General features: G+C 61.8%; 18 protein-coding genes, 1 pseudogene and 1 riboswitch. Of the genes and pseudogenes, 16 read left to right on the top strand and 3 right to left on the bottom strand.

What is annotated here, in order from left to right; all coding sequences use genetic code 11:
- Positions 1 to 18 precede the first annotated feature (18 nt).
- The 4 genes from AC1DWG_RS26305 to AC1DWG_RS26320 are packed head-to-tail and all read left to right on the top strand — an operon-like array spanning position 19 to position 4,056.
- Positions 19 to 996, top strand: coding sequence for a Bug family tripartite tricarboxylate transporter substrate binding protein (locus AC1DWG_RS26305; RefSeq protein ID WP_477788553.1), 978 nt, complete (start codon positions 19 to 21; stop codon positions 994 to 996).
- A gap of 58 nt (positions 997 to 1,054) precedes the next feature.
- Positions 1,055 to 1,513, top strand: coding sequence for a tripartite tricarboxylate transporter TctB family protein (locus tag AC1DWG_RS26310; RefSeq protein ID WP_046041541.1), 459 nt, complete (start codon positions 1,055 to 1,057; stop codon positions 1,511 to 1,513).
- Between the two features lies 1 nt (position 1,514).
- Complete coding sequence (locus tag AC1DWG_RS26315; protein WP_477765114.1) at positions 1,515 to 3,029, top strand: tripartite tricarboxylate transporter permease; 1,515 nt, start codon at positions 1,515 to 1,517, stop codon at positions 3,027 to 3,029.
- Positions 3,022 to 4,056 (top strand): AbrB family transcriptional regulator, encoded by a 1,035-nt coding sequence (locus AC1DWG_RS26320; protein ID WP_477765113.1) that lies wholly within the window; start codon positions 3,022 to 3,024, stop codon positions 4,054 to 4,056. The genes AC1DWG_RS26315 and AC1DWG_RS26320 overlap by 8 nt, the downstream gene beginning before the upstream one ends.
- A gap of 99 nt (positions 4,057 to 4,155) precedes the next feature.
- On the opposite strand, the gene ung is transcribed toward AC1DWG_RS26320, so the two are convergent.
- On the bottom strand, positions 4,156 to 4,848 hold the full coding sequence (gene ung / locus AC1DWG_RS26325; protein ID WP_477765112.1) for a uracil-DNA glycosylase: 693 nt from the start codon (positions 4,846 to 4,848) through the stop codon (positions 4,156 to 4,158).
- Between the two features lie 132 nt (positions 4,849 to 4,980).
- On the opposite strand from ung, the gene AC1DWG_RS26330 reads away from it, so the two are divergent.
- On the top strand, positions 4,981 to 6,093 hold the full coding sequence (locus AC1DWG_RS26330; RefSeq protein ID WP_477765111.1) for an enoyl-CoA hydratase/isomerase family protein: 1,113 nt from the start codon (positions 4,981 to 4,983) through the stop codon (positions 6,091 to 6,093).
- A 99-nt stretch (positions 6,094 to 6,192) separates the two neighbouring features.
- On the opposite strand, the gene AC1DWG_RS26335 is transcribed toward AC1DWG_RS26330, so the two are convergent.
- Both AC1DWG_RS26335 and AC1DWG_RS26340 read right to left on the bottom strand, forming a co-directional pair.
- Positions 6,193 to 6,606: a hypothetical protein gene (locus AC1DWG_RS26335; protein ID WP_477765110.1), complete on the bottom strand. Its 414-nt coding sequence runs from the start codon at positions 6,604 to 6,606 to the stop codon at positions 6,193 to 6,195.
- Positions 6,607 to 6,773: 167 nt separating this feature from the next.
- On the bottom strand, positions 6,774 to 7,046 hold the full coding sequence (locus AC1DWG_RS26340) for a hypothetical protein (RefSeq protein WP_223458309.1): 273 nt from the start codon (positions 7,044 to 7,046) through the stop codon (positions 6,774 to 6,776).
- A 295-nt stretch (positions 7,047 to 7,341) separates the two neighbouring features.
- Positions 7,342 to 7,442: riboswitch (guanidine-I (ykkC/yxkD leader) on the top strand.
- Between the two features lie 60 nt (positions 7,443 to 7,502).
- Between AC1DWG_RS26340 and AC1DWG_RS26345 the strand changes: the two genes are divergently transcribed.
- The 11 genes and pseudogenes from AC1DWG_RS26345 to AC1DWG_RS26395 all read left to right on the top strand — a co-directional run bounded on the left by AC1DWG_RS26345 (position 7,503) and on the right by AC1DWG_RS26395 (position 19,726).
- Positions 7,503 to 8,570 (top strand): putative urea ABC transporter substrate-binding protein, encoded by a 1,068-nt coding sequence (locus tag AC1DWG_RS26345; RefSeq protein ID WP_477765109.1) that lies wholly within the window; start codon positions 7,503 to 7,505, stop codon positions 8,568 to 8,570.
- 15 nt (positions 8,571 to 8,585) lie between these two features.
- Entirely contained in the window at positions 8,586 to 9,401 is an 816-nt protein-coding gene (locus AC1DWG_RS26350; protein WP_477765108.1) for an ABC transporter permease, read from the top strand.
- Positions 9,398 to 10,186: an ABC transporter ATP-binding protein gene (locus AC1DWG_RS26355; protein WP_477756186.1), complete on the top strand. Its 789-nt coding sequence runs from the start codon at positions 9,398 to 9,400 to the stop codon at positions 10,184 to 10,186. The genes AC1DWG_RS26350 and AC1DWG_RS26355 overlap by 4 nt, the downstream gene beginning before the upstream one ends.
- A gap of 13 nt (positions 10,187 to 10,199) precedes the next feature.
- Positions 10,200 to 10,925, top strand: a complete 726-nt coding sequence (locus AC1DWG_RS26360; RefSeq protein ID WP_477765107.1) for an urea amidolyase associated protein UAAP1 — start codon at positions 10,200 to 10,202, stop codon at positions 10,923 to 10,925.
- A gap of 11 nt (positions 10,926 to 10,936) precedes the next feature.
- The gene (locus AC1DWG_RS26365) at positions 10,937 to 11,578 is read left to right on the top strand and encodes an urea amidolyase associated protein UAAP2 (RefSeq protein ID WP_477765106.1); all 642 of its coding nucleotides are present in this window, start codon (positions 10,937 to 10,939) and stop codon (positions 11,576 to 11,578) included.
- A 304-nt stretch (positions 11,579 to 11,882) separates the two neighbouring features.
- Positions 11,883 to 15,527: an urea carboxylase gene (gene uca / locus AC1DWG_RS26370; protein WP_477765105.1), complete on the top strand. Its 3,645-nt coding sequence runs from the start codon at positions 11,883 to 11,885 to the stop codon at positions 15,525 to 15,527.
- A 25-nt stretch (positions 15,528 to 15,552) separates the two neighbouring features.
- On the top strand, positions 15,553 to 17,331 hold the full coding sequence (gene atzF, locus AC1DWG_RS26375) for an allophanate hydrolase (RefSeq protein ID WP_477765104.1): 1,779 nt from the start codon (positions 15,553 to 15,555) through the stop codon (positions 17,329 to 17,331).
- A gap of 143 nt (positions 17,332 to 17,474) precedes the next feature.
- A pseudogene (locus AC1DWG_RS26380) lies at positions 17,475 to 17,597 on the top strand (hypothetical protein); the annotation flags it as partial.
- Positions 17,584 to 17,799 carry a cysteine-rich CWC family protein gene (locus tag AC1DWG_RS26385; RefSeq protein WP_477755882.1) on the top strand — a complete coding sequence of 72 codons (216 nt, stop codon included), beginning with the start codon at positions 17,584 to 17,586 and terminating at the stop codon, positions 17,797 to 17,799. The pseudogene AC1DWG_RS26380 and the gene AC1DWG_RS26385, both read left to right, overlap by 14 nt.
- A gap of 36 nt (positions 17,800 to 17,835) precedes the next feature.
- A complete protein-coding gene (locus AC1DWG_RS26390; protein ID WP_477765103.1) occupies positions 17,836 to 18,528 on the top strand; it encodes a pseudouridine synthase in 693 nt (230 codons plus the stop codon).
- A gap of 313 nt (positions 18,529 to 18,841) precedes the next feature.
- A complete protein-coding gene (locus AC1DWG_RS26395) occupies positions 18,842 to 19,726 on the top strand; it encodes an alpha/beta fold hydrolase (protein ID WP_477755880.1) in 885 nt (294 codons plus the stop codon).
- Positions 19,727 to 19,802 lie beyond the last annotated feature (76 nt).

The following is a 19,802-nucleotide window of genomic DNA, read 5'->3' on the forward strand; positions in this document are numbered from 1 at the left end:
ACTCCCAAGGAGACTTGAATGAACCTGTCAATGCGTAAACTAGCCCTCGCCGCCAGCGTCCTGCTGCTCACCGGCCAAGCGCTCGCCGAACCCAAACGTCCGGAATGCATCGCCCCGGCCTCGCCCGGCGGTGGTTTCGACCTGACCTGCAAACTGGCGCAAAGCGCACTGGTCAACGAAAAGCTGCTGACCAAACCGATGCGCGTGACCTACATGCCCGGCGGTGTCGGCGCGGTGGCGTACAACGCGGTGGTCGCCCAGCGTCCGGCCGATGCTGGCACCCTGGTGGCCTGGTCTAGCGGTTCGCTGCTGAACCTGGCCCAAGGCAAATTCGGTCGTTTCGATGAAACCAACGTTCGCTGGCTCGCTGCCGTTGGCACCAGCTATGGCGCCATCGCGGTGAAAAGCGATTCGCCTTACAAGACCCTCGACGACCTCGTTCAGGCACTGAAGAAAGATCCGAGCAAAGTAGTGATCGGTTCCGGCGGCACCGTCGGCAGTCAGGACTGGATGCAAACCGCGCTGATCGCCAAGGCCGCCGGAATCAACCCGCGTGACCTGCGTTACGTCGCCCTCGAAGGTGGCGGCGAGATTGCCACCGCCCTGCTCGGTGGCCACATCCAGGTCGGCAGCACCGACATCTCCGACTCCATGCCGCACATCCTGAGCGGCGACATGCGCCTGCTGGCGGTGTTCTCCGACAAACGCCTGGACGAGCCGGAAATGAAGGACATTCCGACAGCCCGCGAGCAAGGCTACGACATCGTCTGGCCGGTGGTGCGCGGCTTCTACCTCGGGCCAAAAGTCAGCGACGAAGACTACGCCTGGTGGAAAGCGGCCTTCGACAAACTGCTGGCTTCCGAAGACTTCGCCAAGTTGCGCGATCAGCGCGAGCTCTTCCCGTTCGCCCTGACCGGCCCGGAGCTGGACACTTACGTGAAGAAGCAGGTCGCGGACTACAAAGTGCTGGCCAAAGAGTTCGGCCTGATCCAGTGATCGCCTCTGTCTAGCGGCCGCGGCTCCGTTTGGCGGAGTCGCGGCACAGGAGTTCCCCATGCTCTTACAACGCATTTTTGCTTCAGTGCTGTTGCTGGTCTGTCTCGGCCTGGCGCTGATGGCATGGCCGTATCAAGCGGCTTTTTCCTACGAACCGGTGGGGCCTCGGGCCTTTCCATTGCTGATGCTCGGCCTGATGGGCTCGGCACTGTTGTACATGGTGTTCCGTCCGGCACCGATCAAGCACAGTGCTGACGAGCCGCCGCTGGACCGCGAAACCCTGACCAAGATCGGCATCTGCGTGGTGCTGTTGCTGGTGTTCGCCGGCACCTTCGAACCCCTGGGTTTCATCGTCGCCAGCATCCTGATCGGCGTGCCCATGGCCCGTCTGTATGGCGGTCGCTGGGTGCCAAGCATCGTGATCATCAGTCTGATGGCCGTCGGCCTCTACCTGCTGTTCGACAAGTTGATGGACGTGCCGCTGCCGCTTGGCGTGCTCGACGTTCTGGAGAACTGATATGGATACTCTTGGCTATTTGGGTCAGGGTTTCGGCGTCGCGCTGAGCCCGTACAACTTGGTGACCGCGCTGTGCGGCACCCTGATCGGCACCGTGGTCGGCCTGTTGCCGGGCCTGGGGCCGATCAACGGCGTGGCACTGTTGATCCCGATCGCATTCGCCCTCGGCCTGCCACCGGAGTCGGCGCTGATTCTGCTGGCAGCGGTGTACCTGGGTTGCGAATACGGCGGCCGGATCAGCTCGATCCTGCTGAACATCCCGGGCGAAGCGTCCACCGTGATGACCACCCTCGACGGTTACCCGATGGCCCGCAAAGGCCTGGCCGGTGTAGCACTGTCGCTGTCGGCATGGAGCTCGTTCATCGGTGCCTTTATCGCGACCTGCGGCATGGTGCTGTTCGCCCCGCTGTTGGCGAAATGGGCGATTGCCTTCGGCCCCGCGGAATATTTCGTGTTGATGGTGTTCGCGATTGTCTGCCTCGGCGGCATGGCCGGTGACCGTCCGCTGAAGACGTTCATCGCGGCGCTGATCGGTCTGTTCCTGTCGACCGTCGGCATCGACGCCAACAGCGGTGTGTATCGCTTCACCGGAGACAACATCCACCTGACTGACGGCATCCAGTTCGTCGTGCTGGTGCTCGGTCTGTTCTCCATCAGCGAAATCCTCCTGCTGCTGGAAAAAACCCACCACGGCCAGGAAGCGGTGAAAGCCACCGGCCGCATGATGTTCAACTTCAAGGAAGCGGCGTCGGTGTTCGTGGTGAACATCCGTTGCGGCGTACTGGGTTTTATCATGGGCGTGTTGCCGGGTGCCGGTGCGACCCTGGCCAGTGCCGTGGCCTACATGACCGAAAAACGCATCGCCGGTACTGGCGGCAAATTCGGTCAAGGTGACATGCGCGGCCTCGCCGCCCCGGAAACCGCCATCGGCGGCGCGGCCTGCGGTGCGCTGGTGCCGATGCTGACCCTCGGCGTTCCAGGTTCGGGCACCACGGCGGTGATGATCGGCGCCCTGTCGCTGTACAACATCACTCCGGGCCCGCTGCTGTTCCAACAGCAACCGGACATCGTCTGGGGCCTGATCGCTTCGTTGTTCATCGCCAACGTGATGCTGGTGATCCTCAACATCCCGATGATCCGCATCTTTACCCGCATCCTCGCCGTGCCGAACTGGGCACTGGTGCCGGTGATCGCGATCATTACCGGGATTGGTGTCTACGCGGTGCACGCGACAACGTTCGACCTGTTCCTGATGATCGGCATCGGCATCTTCGGTTATATCCTGCGCAAGCTGGACTTCCCGCTGTCGCCGGTATTGCTGGGTTTCATCCTCGGCGGCCTGATGGAACAGAACCTGCGCCGCGCCCTGTCGATTTCCAACGGTGCGCTGGAAATCCTCTGGTCGAGCCCGATCACCTTCGGTTGCTGGGTGCTGACGGCGATCATGCTGCTGATGCCGCTCATCCGCATCTGGCGCAAACGTTCGGCCGCGCAACGCGTTATCGCCGATGTCTGATCGGTTCCCCTTCAAACTCTGGTGGGGAACCCCGCTGGTCGGCCTGCTGGGCGGTTACCTCGCCAGCCAGGTCGGCTGGCCTTTGCCGTGGATGGTCGGCTCGTTGCTGGCGATCATCCTCGTGCGCTGCCTGACACCCTGGCAATTGGCGGAAATCCCTGGCGGCCGCAAGTGCGGCCAGTGGATCGTCGGTATCGGTATCGGCCTGCATTTCACCCCGCTGGTGATGGAGCAGGTACTCAGTCATTTCGGTCTGATCTTCTTCGGTGCGTTGGTCACCAGCCTGTCGGCGGTCGTCGGCGTGTGGCTGATGCGCCGCACCGGTGAAGATCGCGCCACGGCGTTCTTTTCCAGCATGCCCGGCGGTTCCGGGGAGATGGTCAACCTCGGCGCCCGCAATGGTGCGGTGCTCAGCCGTGTGGCGGCGGGGCAGAGTTTGCGGGTGTTGGTGGTCGTGCTGTGCGTACCGGCAGCCTTCAAGTATCTGTTGGGCGACGGTGCGCCGATTTCCCATGTCGGCAGCATCGATTGGCGCTGGCTGGCAGTGTTGTTTCCCGCTGGAGCGTTGGCGGCCTGGATCTGGGAACGCCTGCGTCAACCCAACCCCTGGCTGTTCGGACCGTTGCTGGTCAGCGCGGCAGTCAGCATCGGCTGGGATCTGCACATCGGTTTGCCCAATGGCGCTAGCCAGATCGGTCAATGGTTGATCGGTAGCGGTCTGGGCTGTCACTTCAACCGGCAGTTTTTCCGGCGTGCGCCATCGTTCATGGGGCGCACCTTGATCGGCACGGTGTTGACCATGCTGATCGCCACGGTGGCGGCATTGGGTTTGAGTGCGATGACCCATCTGGATCTGCGTTCACTGACTTTGGGCATGATGCCCGGCGGTATTGCCGAGATGAGCCTGACGGCGGAAACCCTGCAACTGTCGGTGCCGCTGGTGACGGCGATGCAGGTGATGCGGTTGTTGTTTGTGCTGTTTCTGGCGGAGCCGTTGTTCAAGTACTGGAACCGGAATCCGGAGTAAGACCGAGTCAATTTCATCGCGAGCAGGCTCACTCCTACAGGGAACGCATTTCAATGTAGGAGTGAGCCGGCTCCGGGCGGCGTTCCGACGATGCTTTTTTCAAACAGATGGAAGACGCCACTCGATAGGCGTCTCGCCGTTCTGTTCGAGAAACTTGTTGGTCCGGCCGAAGTGCCCGCATCCGAGGAAGCCGCGATAGGCCGACAGCGGAGACGGGTGCACCGAGGTCAACACCAGGTGCTTGGTGGCATCGATCAGCTTCTGTTTGCTCTGGGCATGGGCGCCCCACAGCATGAACACCAGGTGCGGTTGTTGTTGGCTGACCACTTCAATGATTCGATCGGTGAAAAATTGCCAGCCCTTGTCCTTGTGCGCATTGGCGTTGGCCCGCTCGACGGTCATGGTGGTGTTGAGCATCAGCACGCCCTGATCGGCCCAGCTCTGCAGGTAGCCATGGTTGGGGATGTCGATGTTCAGGTCGCGTTTGAGTTCTTTGTAAATGTTCACCAGCGACGGCGGCGCCGGTACTCCAGGTTGTACAGAGAAGCACAAACCATGGGCCTGTCCCGGACCGTGATAAGGATCCTGACCGAGGATCACCACTTTGACCTTGTCCAGCGGCGTGGAATTGAGCGCGTTGAAGATCATCGGCCCCGGCGGATAGATCTCCTTGCCGGCCGCCCGCTCCTGTTGCAGGAAGTTTCGCAACTCTGCCATGTAGGGCTGGTCGAATTCGGCACGCAGTGCCTCCTTCCAGCTCGGTTCGAGTTTGATACGGTCTTCAGCAGTCATGGTTACATCCGGCAAAAACAATGGGGCGAACCCTAGGAAAGCGCATCACGCTTGTCAATTGATCTGACGCAGATCCGGCACTTTCCCACACAGCGATCATACTTAACCCTCAAATTCCCGATCGAGGTCACGATGAATCTGCACTTCGAAGAACTCACCGGCACCGACGGCGCACGCATCGGCATCGCCAGCCTGGATGCCGAAAAATCCCTGAACGCCCTGTCCCTGCCAATGATCAACGCCCTGCGCGACCGCCTGGAGGCCTGGGCCAAGGACCCGCAGATCGTCTGCGTCCTCTTGCGCGGTAATGGCGCCAAGGCTTTTTGCGCCGGGGGTGAAGTGCGCAGCCTGGTGGAAGCCTGCCGCGAGCAGCCCGGGGAAGTGCCACTACTGGCCGCGCACTTTTTTGCGGCGGAATATCGCCTGGACTTCAAACTTCATACCTACCCGAAACCGTTGATCTGTTGGGGCCACGGCTATGTGCTCGGTGGTGGCATGGGATTGTTGCAAGGGGCAAGCATCCGCATCGTCACGCCGAGCAGCCGGTTGGCCATGCCGGAGATCGGCATCGGCCTGTACCCGGATGTTGGCGCCAGTTGGTTTCTGTCGCGCCTGCCCGGCAAGCTCGGGTTGTTCCTGGGCCTGACCGGTGCGCACATGAACGGCCGCGATGCCATCGACCTGGACCTGGCCGATCGTTTCCTGCTCGATGAGCAGAAGCCGGAATTGATCGAAGGCCTGTTGCAATTGAACTGGCAGGAACAGACACCGATGCAGCTCAACAGCCTGCTCAAGGCCTTGCAGCAGGAAGCCGTGGCGCAGATGCCCGAGGCCCAGTGGCTGCCGCGCCGACAGCAGATCGACGAGCTGCTGGACGTCAGCGACGTGCGTTGCGCCTGGAAGGCCATCAGCGCCTTGCGCGATCACTCCGACCTGTTGCTGAGCCGCGCGGCCAGGACCTTGAGCGAAGGCTCGCCGCTGACCGCTCATCTGGTGTGGGAGCAGATCATCCGTGCCCGGCACCTGTCGCTGGCCGAAGTCTTTCAGATGGAATACACCCTGAGCCTCAACTGCTGTCGTCATCCGGAATTCAGCGAAGGCGTACGTGCCCGGTTGATCGACAAGGATCAGAAGCCGCACTGGCACTGGCCAGATATCAACAACGTGCCGGACGCGGTAGTAGAGGCGCATTTTCACAAGGCGTGGGAAGGTCGGCATCCGTTGGCGGATTTATCCGAATACTAAACAAATTGTGGGAGCGAGCCTGCTCGCGAAGACGGAGTGTCTGACACACCGCCATCGCGAGCAGGCTCGCTCCCACAGGTTTTGTATTTGACTGAATGATTAGCGGTGGTTACCCCGCCAGTTGTGATCGCCACGTCCGCCACGATGGTTGCGCCCGTCGTGACCGCGATAGTCATTGTTCCAGCCCCCGCGGTTACGGCCGTCCCAGCCATGGTTCTGATGCATCCGGTAATCGCCCCGATATGGCTGGTAATAGCGTGGGGACGGTTGATACATCCGCGGCTGAGAGTAATAACGCGGTGTCGGCTGGTAATACCGCGCTGGCGGCATGTAATACCGAGGCTGCGGCGTGTAGTAACCATTGGAATAGTAGGAACTCCCCCCGGCGTAATAGGTTGGTGCAGGCGAGGTATAGACTTCGGAACTGTAGTAACTGCCTCCTTCGTCGTAGTAAGGCACGCACCCACCAAGGGACAATCCCAACACAGCTAGCAGAAGAATTCGGCGATACATGGCGGCCTCCTGGACCGCGGGTAAGCCACACCAGCGACGCTGGCAGGCGACAGTCAAATGTTCAGTGACTGTCGAAATATCAGACATCGAATTCGGAATCTGGTGCGCCCCCGAAACAAGTAGAAACATCTGGCCGATGAAAGGTTTTTCATCCATTCACGCCCTGATTAACGGTGGCCACCGTGAAATCCACCGCCATGATATCCACCTCCGTAATGCCCACCGCCGCGATAGCCGTGACCACCGTAGTAACCATGCCCACCGTAGTAATAGGAGCGATAACCACCGTAATAACGTGGGCCGTAGTAACCGTAGTAATAGGGCGAGTAGTAACCGGGGTAGTAATAAGGTGCCCCATAGACGTCCGCTGGATAGTCGTAGTAGTAGCAGCCAGACAATCCAAAACCGAGCACTGCACCGAGCAACAATCGACGCAACATGGCGGCCTCCGTAAAGACCTGTGACAGCAGTCGGCACAGACCGGCTGACATCTGTTTTGACTGGTAAATCTCTGCCAAGTGCAACGTCGCACCCACCTTCGGATCAGCGGCGGACAGGTTCCAATGCGGTGCACCAGCGCACCATCACAAGGCGGTGCGTCTTTCCAATCAACACCGTCGACCTCCCTGTCCCCCACGCTAGAGCGCTCGGGCCAACTTGGCACGTCTCTCGCTTTAGCGCACTTGTTCCAAAAAAATGTGCAGGCGTCACTACAGGTTCGCGGCACCACAATTTGCAATGGCTGACTAGGGTTCCGGCTCGCAATCGCGAGTGACTGGTCCGAGAGTTGGCGACCTCCAGTTGAGGTTACACGGCGGGACAAAAGCCCGGGAGACAAGCCACCGTTCGCGGTGCCGCTGCCTTCCTGTCCGTCCCTGATCAACTGGAGAACCACCATGTCCCAACTTCGTTTACCCGCCCTGCTCGCCGCTGCGTTCGCAGCCCTCGTGAGCGTCTCGTCCCAGGCCGCCCAGAAAGATCACTTCAGCGTGTGCTGGACGATCTACGCCGGCTGGATGCCGTGGGAATATGCCGGCAGCCAGGGCATCGTCGATAAATGGGCGAAAAAGTACGGCATCAAGATCGACGTGGTGCAACTCAATGACTACGTCGAATCCATCAACCAGTACACCGCCGGCCAATTCGACGGCTGCACCATGACCAACATGGACGCGCTGACCATTCCGGCCGCCGGCGGCGTCGACAGCACTGCGCTGATCGTCAGCGATTTCTCCAACGGCAACGACGGCATCGTGCTCAAGGGCGAAGGCAAAAAAGTCGCCGACCTCAAGGGCATGGACGTCAACCTGGTGGAGCTGTCGGTGTCCCATTACCTGCTGGCCCGGGCTCTGGATTCGGTGGACCTCACCGAGAAAGACCTGAAAGTGGTCAACACCTCCGACGCCGATATCTCGGCCGCCTTCAACACCGATCAGGTCAACGCCGTTACCACCTGGAACCCGATGCTCTCGGACATCAAGGCCAAGCCTGCCGTGACCGAGGTGTTCAACTCCAGCCAGATCCCCGGCGAAATCATGGACATGATGGTGGTCAACAGCGCCACCCTCAAAGACAACCCGGCCCTGGGCAAGGCATTGACTGGCGCCTGGTTCGAAGTGGTCGAGTTGATGAGCGCGAAAAACGCCGCCAGCAAAGCCGCGCTGGAACACATGGCCAAAGCCTCGGGCACTGACCTGGCGGGTTTCCAGGCACAACTGGACACCACCAGGCTGTTCGCCACGCCCAAGGAAGCCCTGGCGTTCAGCACCAGCAAGCAACTGCCGGAAACCATGCGCAAGGTCGCCGAGTTCTCGTTCCAGCACGGCTTGCTCGGTGAAGGCGCCAAAGACACCAGCGCGGTCGGCATGGCCTTCGCCAACGGCGTGACCAGCGGCGACAAGGGCAACCTCAAGCTGCGCTTCGACCCGAGTTACGTGCAGATGGCCGCCGACGCCAAGCTGTAATCAGGAGAACCGGCCATGCGTCTGATCAACCATCACCCGGACCGCCCGAGTCGCCTGCTGTTGGTGATCCTGCCGTTCGCCCTGGTGCTGTTCGCCTACTTCACGGGCTCGGCCGAGCGACTGGCGGACAACCCCAACGACAAGCTGCTGCCCAGTGCCGTGCAGATGACCGATGCGGTGAAACGCCTGGCGTTCGTGGCCGACAGCCGCACCGGCGAATACCTGCTCTGGCAGGACACGGCGTCCAGCCTGCAGCGTCTGGCCATTGGCCTGGGCATCAGCGCCCTGGCCGGGCTGTGCCTGGGCATCGCCGCCGGTACCCTGCCGTTGTTCGGTGCGCCGTTGTCACCCTTGCTGACCGTGCTGTCGATGGTGCCACCGCTGGCGATCCTGCCAATCCTGTTCATCGTCTTCGGTTTGGGTGAGTTGTCGAAAGTGATGCTGATCGTGATCGGCATTACTCCGGCGCTGGCCCGGGACCTGGAACAGCGCGCCCGGGAAATTCCCGTGGAACTGCTGATCAAGGCTCAGACCCTCGGCGCGTCTACCTGGACCCTGATGCTGCGGGTGGTGCTGCCGCAACTGCTGCCACGGTTGTTGATCTCGCTGCGACTGATGCTCGGCTCGGCATGGCTGTTCCTGATTGCCGCCGAAGCCATCGCCTCCACCGACGGCCTCGGCTACCGGATTTTCCTGGTGCGCCGCTACCTGGCGATGGACGTGATTTTGCCCTACGTGGTGTGGATCACCCTGCTCGCCTGGCTGATGGATTGGGGCCTCAAGTACCTCACCCGCCGTGCCTTTCCCTGGTATGAAGGGGCCGCAAAATGAGTTTCATCACCGTTAAAAACGTCTGGCAGCAATACGCCGATCAAGTGGTGCTTGAAGGCCTGAACCTGAACGTCAACGAAGGTGAGTTCTGCACCCTCGTGGGTGCCTCCGGTTGCGGCAAATCGACCTTCCTGCGCCTGCTGCTCGGCCAGGAACGCGCCAGTCGCGGCGAGATCCTGCTCGACGGCCAGCCCTTGGCCGCAGAGCCGGACGCCAGCCGTGGCGTGGTATTCCAGCGCTACTCGGTGTTCCCGCATCTGAGCGTACTGGACAACGTCGCTCTCGGCCTTGAACTGCCTCGTTCGCGTTTGCTTGGACGCCTGTTTGGCAGCGCGAAAAAAGAGGCCCGCGAACAGGCTTCGGTGCTGCTGCACAAAGTCGGCCTGGGCCACTCGCTGGACAAGTACCCGGCGCAGCTCTCCGGCGGCATGCAACAACGGCTGGCCATCGCCCAGGCGCTGATCATGAAGCCGCGGGTGTTGCTGCTCGACGAACCGTTCGGCGCCCTCGACCCGGGCATCCGCAAAGACATGCACGCCTTGCTCCTGGAGTTGTGGCGCGAGACCCGACTGACAGTGTTCATGGTCACCCATGACCTGTCCGAAGGCTTCAGCCTCGGCACCCGCTTGCTGGTGTTCGACAAGGTCCGTCTCGACCCGCATGCACCCGGCCGCTATGGCGCACGCATCACCTACGACATCCCTTTGAACAGCGACCGCCGCACCCACCGTGCCGCCGTCGACGCCCTGCCAGTGCAACTGGCGGGCTCACTTCGAACCGCTTGAGAGGGTTTTGCCCATGACTGATTCGACCCGACTGTTCCCGCCCTTCGCCGAGGAAATGCTCCCCGGCGGCAGCCATCGTTCCTTCGTGCTCAAGCGCGGCCAACTGCTGCGCCTGACCGACCTGCGCGGCGGCGCCAACGTCAGCCTGACGTTGCTTAACGCCAATGAAAAAACCGAGCGCTTGAACCTGCCCGACAGCCTCAAATGCCAACACACCGCCAAGCTCACCGCCGGCCACTGCCTGTACTCGGACATGGGCCGCGTGCTGGCCGCCATCACCGCCGACACCTGCGGCTGGAGCGACAGCCTGGGCGGCGTGCTCTGCGCTGAAGAAGTGACAGAAAAGTACGGCGCCGGCCGCTATCAGGAATTGCGCAACGGCTTCTTCCGCAATGGCACCGACAACCTGTTGGTGGAACTGGGCAAGTGGGGGCTGGGCCTGTCCGAGCTGCTGATGACCCTCAACCTGTTCAGCCGCGTGAACGTCGATGACGCCGGGCGTTTCCACTTCGTCGAAGGCAATTCCAAGGCTGGCGACTACATCGAGTTGTACGCGCCGATGGACACCCTGGTGGTACTCACCGCCCTGCAGCACCCGATGGATCCGTCGCCGCAATACGCACCGAAGCCCTTGAAGCTCAGCTGGATGAACGCCGACGCCAGCGTCGCCGAACACTGCCGCACCTCGCGCCCGGAAAACGAGCGTGGATTCATCAACACCGACCGTTTGTTCGCCTGAGGATCGCTGCCATGTCACTCGCAATCGCCACCGCTCCACAGTCGCCTGAAACGGCCGTCTACCGCGCCACCATCCCCGCCGGAGAGCCCTGGCTGATGGAGGTCAAGGCCGGCCAGACTTTGCGCATCCTCGACCTGGAGGGTAACCAGGCTGTCGACACCCTGTTCTACAGCGTTGCCAACCCGAAGGAACGCTACGACGTGCAGCGCACCCTGCGCCGGCAGAACAGCGTGTACCTGAGCACCGACAGCGTGCTGTATTCCAACCTCGGCAAGCCGATGCTGACCATCGTTGCCGACACTTGCGGGCGTCACGACACCCTGGGTGGCGCCTGTGCGCAAGAGAGCAACACCGTGCGCTACGCTCTGGAAAAACGCTACATGCACAGCTGCCGCGACAACTACCTGCGCGCCTGTGCTCACGATGGCCGCCTGGGCAAGGGCGACATCGGGCCGAACATCAACTTCTTCATGAACGTGCCGGTCACCGCCGACGGCGGCCTGACCTTCGAAGACGGCATCTCGGCACCGGGCAAGTACGTCGACCTGCGGGCCGAGATGGACGTGATCGTGCTGATCTCCAACTGCCCGCAACTGAACAACCCGTGCAACGCCTACAACCCCACCCCTGCGGAGCTGCTGGTATGGAACTGAAACTTTCGCGGTTGCGCCGCTGGTTGTTTGCCTTGTGCCAGGCCCGTTCAGGGCAGTGCATCAAATCTACAGAACACCAATAAACCCTGTAGGAGCGAGCCTGCTCGCGATGGCGTCAGCGCATTCACCACATAGGTTGACTGACCCACCGCTATCGCGAGCAGGCTCGCTCCTACAGGGGATCGGTGGTGTTGCGAAGTGAACTGATTTTTCACCGGGGACGGCCCTGGTGCATCAAGAAAAACTGCGGGACGGCCCGCATCCCAGTCGAGGCTGATGCGCTATCGCCTCCGGGGGTTATGCCATGTTCGAAAAAGTCCTGATCGCCAACCGTGGCGCCATTGCCTGCCGCATCCTGCGGACCTTGCGCGAGATGCAAGTGCAGGGTGTCGCCGTGTATTCCGAAGCCGATGCCGCCAGCCTGCACATCCTGCAAGCCGACGAGGCCCACAGCCTCGGTGAGGGTGCAGCGGCTGGAACTTATCTTGCGGTCGACAAGATCCTCGCCATCGCCAAGTCCACCGGCGCCACCGCGATCCATCCCGGCTACGGTTTTCTCTCGGAAAACGCCGCGTTCGCCGAAGCCTGCGAGGCCGCCAACATCGCCTTCATCGGCCCGACGCCCGAACAACTGCGCGCGTTCGGCCTCAAGCACACCGCCCGCGCCCTGGCCAAACAACACGGCGTGCCCATGCTCGACGGCACCGAATTGCTCGACAGCCTCGACGCCGCATTGGTCGCCGGCGAACAGGTCGGCTATCCGGTGATGCTCAAAAGCACCGCCGGCGGTGGCGGCATCGGCATGCGCGTGTGCCGCAGCGCGGCCGAGTTGAGCGAGTCCTTCGAAGCGGTCAAACGCCTGGGCCAGAACAACTTCAGCGACGCCGGGGTGTTCATCGAGAAGTACATCCAGCGTGCCCGCCATCTGGAAGTACAGGTGTTCGGCGATGGTCGCGGCGAGGTGATCGCCCTCGGTGTGCGCGATTGCTCGGTGCAGCGCCGCAACCAGAAAGTCCTCGAAGAAACCCCGGCGCCGAACCTGCCCGACGGCATGGCCGATGAGTTGTGCGCAGCGGCGGTCAAACTGGCCAAGGCTGTGAATTACCGCAGCGCCGGCACCGTGGAGTTTGTGTTCGACAGCGAGGCCCAGCGTTTCTACTTCCTGGAAGTGAACACCCGCTTGCAGGTGGAACACGGTGTCACCGAACAGGTATGGGGTGTCGATCTGGTGCGCTGGATGGTGCAACTGGCGGCCGGTGACCTGCCGCCGCTGAGCGATCTGGTACAGGGTTTGAAACCGGAGGGTCATGCGATTCAGGCACGGTTATACGCGGAGGATCCGGGTCGTGATTTTCAACCGAGCCCAGGCTTGCTCACCGCCGTGGATTTCCCGCCGGCCAATGGCATTCAACTGCGCATCGACACCTGGGTCGAGGCTGGCTGCGAGATCCCGCCCTACTTCGACCCGATGATCGCCAAGCTCATCAGTTGGGCGCCGACTCGCGAAGAAGCCACTGCGGACCTGTATCAGGCGCTGGGCGACAGCCTGCTCTATGGCGTGGAAACCAACCGCGATTACCTGCGGCAGATTCTGCTCGACGCGCCTTTCGCCAGCGGCCAGCCATGGACCCGTTGCCTGGAGGGTCTGCTGTACCAGGCCAACACTTTCGAAGTGCTCAGCGCTGGCACCCAGACCAGCGTGCAGGACTATCCCGGTCGCCTCGGTTACTGGGCGGTGGGTGTACCGCCGTCGGGGCCGATGGACAGTCGCGCGCTGCGTTTGGGCAACCGCTTGCTGGGCAATGACGAAGGCGTGGCGGCACTGGAAATCACCATGAGCGGGCCGTTGCTGCGCTTCAATTGCGAGACGGTAGTAGCCGTGACCGGCGCGGTGATTCCATTGCTGCTCAATGGCGAAAGCGTACCGATGAACACTGCGTTGATGGTTCCGGCAGGCGCTACCATGAGCCTCGGCACCATTGCCGGAGCCGGTGCCCGCAGCTATCTGTGCCTGCATGGCGGCCTGCAAGTGCCGGATTATCTGGGCAGCAAAAGCACCTTCACCCTTGGCCAATTCGGCGGCCACGGTGGCCGCGCCTTGCGAGCCGGTGATGTATTGCACCTGCCAGCCCTGAATGACCACAGCGCCGGTCAGCAACTGGCTGAAGATCAGCTCACCGAACTGCCTGCGGTTCGGCGAATTCGAGTGATTTACGGCCCCCACGGGGCTCCGGAATACTTCACCGAAAACTACATCGACACCTTCTTCGCCACGCAGTGGGAAGTGCATTTCAACTCCAGCCGCACGGGCGTTCGCCTGATCGGACCGAAGCCGGAATGGGTGCGTGCCGACGGTGGTGAAGCCGGTTTGCATCCGTCGAACATCCACGACAATCCGTACGCGATCGGCGCGGTGGATTTTACCGGTGACATGCCGGTGATCCTCGGACCGGATGGCCCGAGCCTTGGCGGGTTCGTGTGCCCGGTGACGGTGATCGAGGCGGATCTTTGGCAGTTGGGGCAGCTCAAGGCAGGGGACAAGGTGCAGTTCCTGCCGGTCGATATCAAAACTGCCCGAGCCCTCGCCTTGAAATGGGATCACTGTAGGAGCTGGCTTGCCAGCGAAAACGGTGTGTCAGCGACATCAATGTTGACTGACAGGGCCCCTTCGCTGGCAAGCCAGCTCCTACAAGGGGTTGTGTCGCCTGTGGTATTGGATTTGGGGCGGGACGACACGCGTCTGGTGGCGAGGCTCTCGGGCGACACCCACCTGCTGCTGGAAATCGGCGCCCCCGAACTGGACCTCGTCCTGCGCTTCCGCGCCCACGCCCTCATGCAGGCGCTGGAAAGCAAACACCTGCACGGTGTGATCGACCTCACCCCCGGCATCCGCTCACTGCAAATCCATTATCAGCCCGAGCAACTATCACTACCGGATCTGCTCGGCATCGTTGCCGGCGAATGGGACGCCGTGTGCGCCGCCAAAGACCTGCAAGTACCGTCGCGCATCGTGCATCTGCCGCTTTCCTGGGACGACCCGGCGTGCCAGCTGGCCATCGAGAAATACATGACCACCGTGCGTAAGGACGCCCCCTGGTGCCCGAGCAACCTGGAGTTCATCCGCCGCATCAACGACCTGCCGAACCTCGATGAAGTGCAACGCACGGTGTTCGACGCCAGCTACCTGGTGATGGGTCTGGGTGACGTCTACCTCGGCGCACCGGTCGCCACCCCGCTCGACCCGCGTCATCGCCTGGTCACCACCAAGTACAACCCGGCGCGCACCTGGACCGCGGAAAACTCGGTGGGCATCGGTGGCGCCTACATGTGCGTCTACGGTATGGAAGGCCCCGGCGGTTATCAGTTTGTCGGGCGTACGTTGCAGATGTGGAACCGCTACCGCGACGTTGCCGCGTTCGATGGCAAACCGTGGTTGCTGCGGTTTTTCGACCAGATCCGTTTCTACCCGGTCAGCGCCGATGAACTGCTGCGCATTCGCCGGGACTTCCCCCTCGGGCGCTTCGACCTGAACATCGAGCACAGTCAGTTGAACCTTGCGGATTACCAGGCGTTTCTGGCGCAGGAAGCCGAGACCATCGACGCGTTTCGCGATCAGCAAAAAGGCGCATTCAATGCCGAGCGCGAACGCTGGATCGCCAGCGGCCAGGCGCATTTCGACAGTGAAGAACCGGCCCCGGAGACGACCGAAGAGACGCCGCTGGCCGGCGGCCAACAGAGCGTCGACAGCCACATCGCCGGCAACCTCTGGCAGGTTCAGGTCGAGGTCGGCAGCCGCGTCGAGGCCGGTGACGTGCTGGTGATCCTGGAGTCGATGAAGATGGAAATCCCCCTGCTCGCGCCGATGGCCGGCGTGGTGCGCGAGATTCGCGTGCAACCGGGTTCGGCGGTGCGCGCCGGACAGCGCGTCGTGGTGCTGGAACTCGACTGAACCCATTTTGAAAAGGACTCATGCCATGAACATCAATCTGCAACTCGACGCCGTGCGTGGCGCTTATCGCGACGGCCGCACCACGCCACGACAATTACTGCTGCAACTGCGGGACAAAGCCGCTGCGCTGAACCCGGACTATCACCTGTTCATCCACTTGCTCAGTGTCGATGAACTGGAGCCCTACCTCGCCGCCCTCGACGGTCGCGACCTCGACAGCCTGCCGCTGTACGGCGTGCCGTTTGCGATCAAGGACAACATCGACCTGGCGGGCATTCCGACCACGGCGGCGTGCCCGGCATTTGCCTATGTGCCGGAGCGTTCGGCGACCATCGTCGAGCAACTGCTGGCCCTCGGTGCAATTCCGTTGGGCAAGACCAACCTCGACCAATTCGCCACGGGGCTCAACGGCAGCCGCTCACCGTACGGCGCGTGCCCCAACAGCGTGTTGCCGGAATACCCGTCGGGCGGTTCCAGCGCCGGTTCGTCGCTGGTGGTGGCGCTCGGGATCGCGAGTTTTTCCCTGGGCACCGACACAGCAGGCTCCGGGCGTGTGCCGGCGGCGTTGAATAATCTGATCGGCCTGAAAGCCACCAAGGGCCTGATCTCGACGGCCGGCGTCGTACCGGCTTGTCGTACGCTGGATTGCGTCACCACGTTCACTGCCACCGCGCGGGAGGCCAGTCAGTTGCTAGCACTCACCGCGCGCCTCGATCCACGGGACGAATACAGCCGCAGCAACCCGTTGTGGAACGACGGCTCGGCGTTCGGCACACCGCGGCCGTTCCGTTTCGGTGTGCCGCGTGCGCAGGACCTGCAATTTTTCGGTTGCCCTGAAGGCCCGCTGTTGTTCGGTGATGCCATCGACCACCTCAAGGCCTTGGGTGGCGAAGCGGTGGAACTGGACCTGTCGCCATTTCTGGAGGCCGCCCGCTTGCTCTATGAAGGCCCGTGGGTGGCCGAGCGCTACAGCGTGGCCGGTGAGTTGATGGCGCAAAACCCCGAGGCCGTGTTGCCAGTGATTCGCGCCGTATTGGCCAAGGCGCCCGCCGTCGACGGCGTGCAAACCTTCCGCGCCCAATACCGCCTGCAAGCGCTCAAAGCCCTGTGCGACAACGCGCTGGAGGGCCTCGATTGTGTCGTCACGCCGACCATCGGCCGCCCGGTGACGCTGGCGGAACTCGAGGCCGAACCGGTGCTGCGCAATTCGGAACTGGGCTACTACACCAACTTCATGAACCTGCTCGACTACGCCGCCGTCGCCGTGCCCAGCGCCTTCATGGACAACGGCATGCCCTGGGGCGTGACGCTGTTTGGCCGCGCCTTTACCGATCAGTATCTATTGAGCGTGGCGGATGCACTGCAGCGTCAGCAAGGCCTGGCCGCACCTGCCCCGGCGCCGGTTGCACGCCATGATCGGGCGCGGCTGGTGGTCTGCGGCGCGCATCTGGACGGGCTGGCGTTGAACTGGCAGCTCAAGCAGCGCGGTGCCCGGTTGCTGGAATCGACATTCAGCTCGCCGGACTATCAACTCTATGCCCTGGCCGGCGGCCCGCCGTTTCGTCCGGGCATGGTCCGCGTGAAGGATGGCGGCGTGGCGATTGCGGTGGAGGTCTGGGAGCTGCCAAGCCGTGAACTCGGCTCGTTCCTGACCGGGATTCCGGCACCGCTGGGGCTGGGCAAGGTGCAACTGGCGGATGGTCGCTGGGAGAGCGGATTTATCTGTGAGGCGTATGGGCTGGAGGGTGCGGTGAACATCAGCCACTTTGGCGGCTGGCGGATGTATCTGAAAACACTGCTGTGATCTTTCGATTCGCTGGCAAGCCAGCTCCTACAGGGTTAGCGCAGAACTGGTAGGAGCTGGCTTGCCAGCGAAGGCATCAGCCCAGGCACCGCGGCACCTGGTCCCAGCCGATTTACCCTATGAATCCAGCAGTTATTTCCCCACAGCCCGATGACACCTTGCACAGCCTGCTGTCACGGGCGGATCATGCGATGTATCGGGCCAAACAAAGTGGCCGCAACCGAACCTGCGTAGAGAAGTCTCACTCCGTCCATGAACCAGCCTGATCTCTGCCCCGCCTGCGGCGCCCCCAACGACTGCACTCTGGCTGACCCGCGAACCGCCGACCGCGCCTGCTGGTGCTACGGCGTCAGCATCGACCCGGCGGTGCTCCAGGCGCTGCCGACGGAACTACGCAACGCCTCGTGCCTGTGCCCGCGTTGCGCCGAAGTCGAGACGCAGTTGCAAGCAGCGCCCGAATCGTTCTAGTAAGATGCGCGCCCCTTTCCTCACTGATCCTTAGTCATGCGCGTCGACCGTTTCCTCAGCAATCTGCCGTGCTTCAACCGTAAGCAGGTACGCCTGTTGCTGGTGGAAAAACGCGTCAGGGTTGACGGAAAAGTCGTCAGCGACCCGCACAGCGAAGTCCGCGAATTCAGCCGCGTCGAAGTCGACAACGACGTGCTGCAAGTCGGTAAACCCCTGCGCCACTTCATGCTGCACAAACCTGCCGGTTGCGTCAGCGCTACCAAGGACCCGCAGCACCCGACCGTGCTCGACCTGATTCATGAACCGGACAAGGAAGAACTGCACATCGCCGGACGCCTGGATTTCAATACTACCGGTCTGATGCTGATCACCAACGACGGCAGCTGGTCGCGACGCTTGACCCAACCACAGACCAAACTGCCCAAGGTCTATTACGTCGAAACCGAACAGGACATCGGCCCCGAATACGCGATCAAGTTCAGCGAAGGGCTGTACTTCGCCTTCGAAGACCTCACCACGCAACCGGCCGGGCTAGAGCTGCTCGGGGCAAAATGCGCACGCCTGAGCATCGTCGAGGGCCGTTATCACCAGGTCAAGCGCATGTTCGGCCACTTCAATAACAAGGTGATGCGCCTGCACCGCGAACGCATGGGGCCGCTGGTGCTCGACGACGCGTTGAAACCGGGCGAATACCGCCCACTGACCGATGAAGAGATCGGATCGATCTAAGCAGGCGACCGCCGAGCAGAAGTTGTCGAACAATTTACCAATGGCACTTGCGCGATGACGTGACCCCTGCTTGAATCAGGACGTCGGCCGAAATGTGACCGATGAGTCACCCCATACTTCTAAGAAACTTTTTGCCGGTAGGAACCCTTCGGTTCCGGCCTCATCCGGCAGACTGCCCGCCAATAACAATACCCGTCGACCGGACTGCAATGGATCGACATGGGCCTCTCAAATTCCAGGCGTATGCCTACCTGTCACAAAGCTCGTGCAATCTCTATTTGCGCGCATACCCGCTTGCCAGGAGTCTTATGACATGAGGCCAGAAATCGCTGTGCTGGATATACAGGGTCAGTATCGGGTTTACACGGAGTTCTATCGCGCAGACGCCGCAGAGAAGACCATTATCTTGGTCAACGGCTCGATGGCCACGACTGCGTCGTTTGCACAGACCGTGAAAAACCTCCATCCGCAGTTCAACGTCGTCTGCTACGACCAGCCCTACGCGGGCCGGTCAAAAGCCCACAACCTGCATGAGAAAATGCTCACCAAGGAAATCGAAGGGCAGATCCTGCTTGAGCTGATCGACCACTTCGCCGCCGAGCACGTGCTGTCGTTTTCCTGGGGTGGCGCCGCGACCATGATGGCGTTGTCGCAACGGCCACGGCGCATCGAAAAAGCCGTGATCAGCTCGTTCTCCCCGGTGATCAACGCACACATGCTCGACTACCTCGAGCGCGGCGTCGAACACCTCGGCAACCTGGACCGCGACCGGGTCGGACACCTGGTGAACGACACCATCGGCAAACACCTGCCGTCGTTGTTCAAGCGCTTCAACTATCGCCACGTCAGCTCCCTGGCCGAACATGAGTACGGGCAGATGCACTTCCACATCAACGACGTGCTGCACAGCGACCGCCAGTGCTACCTGCACGCGGCGAAAAAAATCGACGTGCCAGTGCTGTTCCTCAACGGCGAATGGGATGAATACACCGCCGCCGCCGACGCCCGGTTGTTCGCCAGCCACGTGCAACACAGCACATTCAGCACCCTCCAGGCCACCGGCCACTTTCTCGACATGGAGCACAAAGCCGCCTGCCGAGACAGCCGCAACGCACTGATGGGCTTCCTGAAACCTTCACAACACGAAAGCCGACCGCGTTACCACTACGTCCAGGACCACCATGCATTGGCAATCTGAAATAGAGTCATCGCGAGCAAGCTTCGCCCCGCAGCGTTAATCGCATTTCTGTAGGAGCGAGGCTTGCCCGCGAACG

This window comes from Pseudomonas sp. P4_B3 (assembly GCF_056402295.1).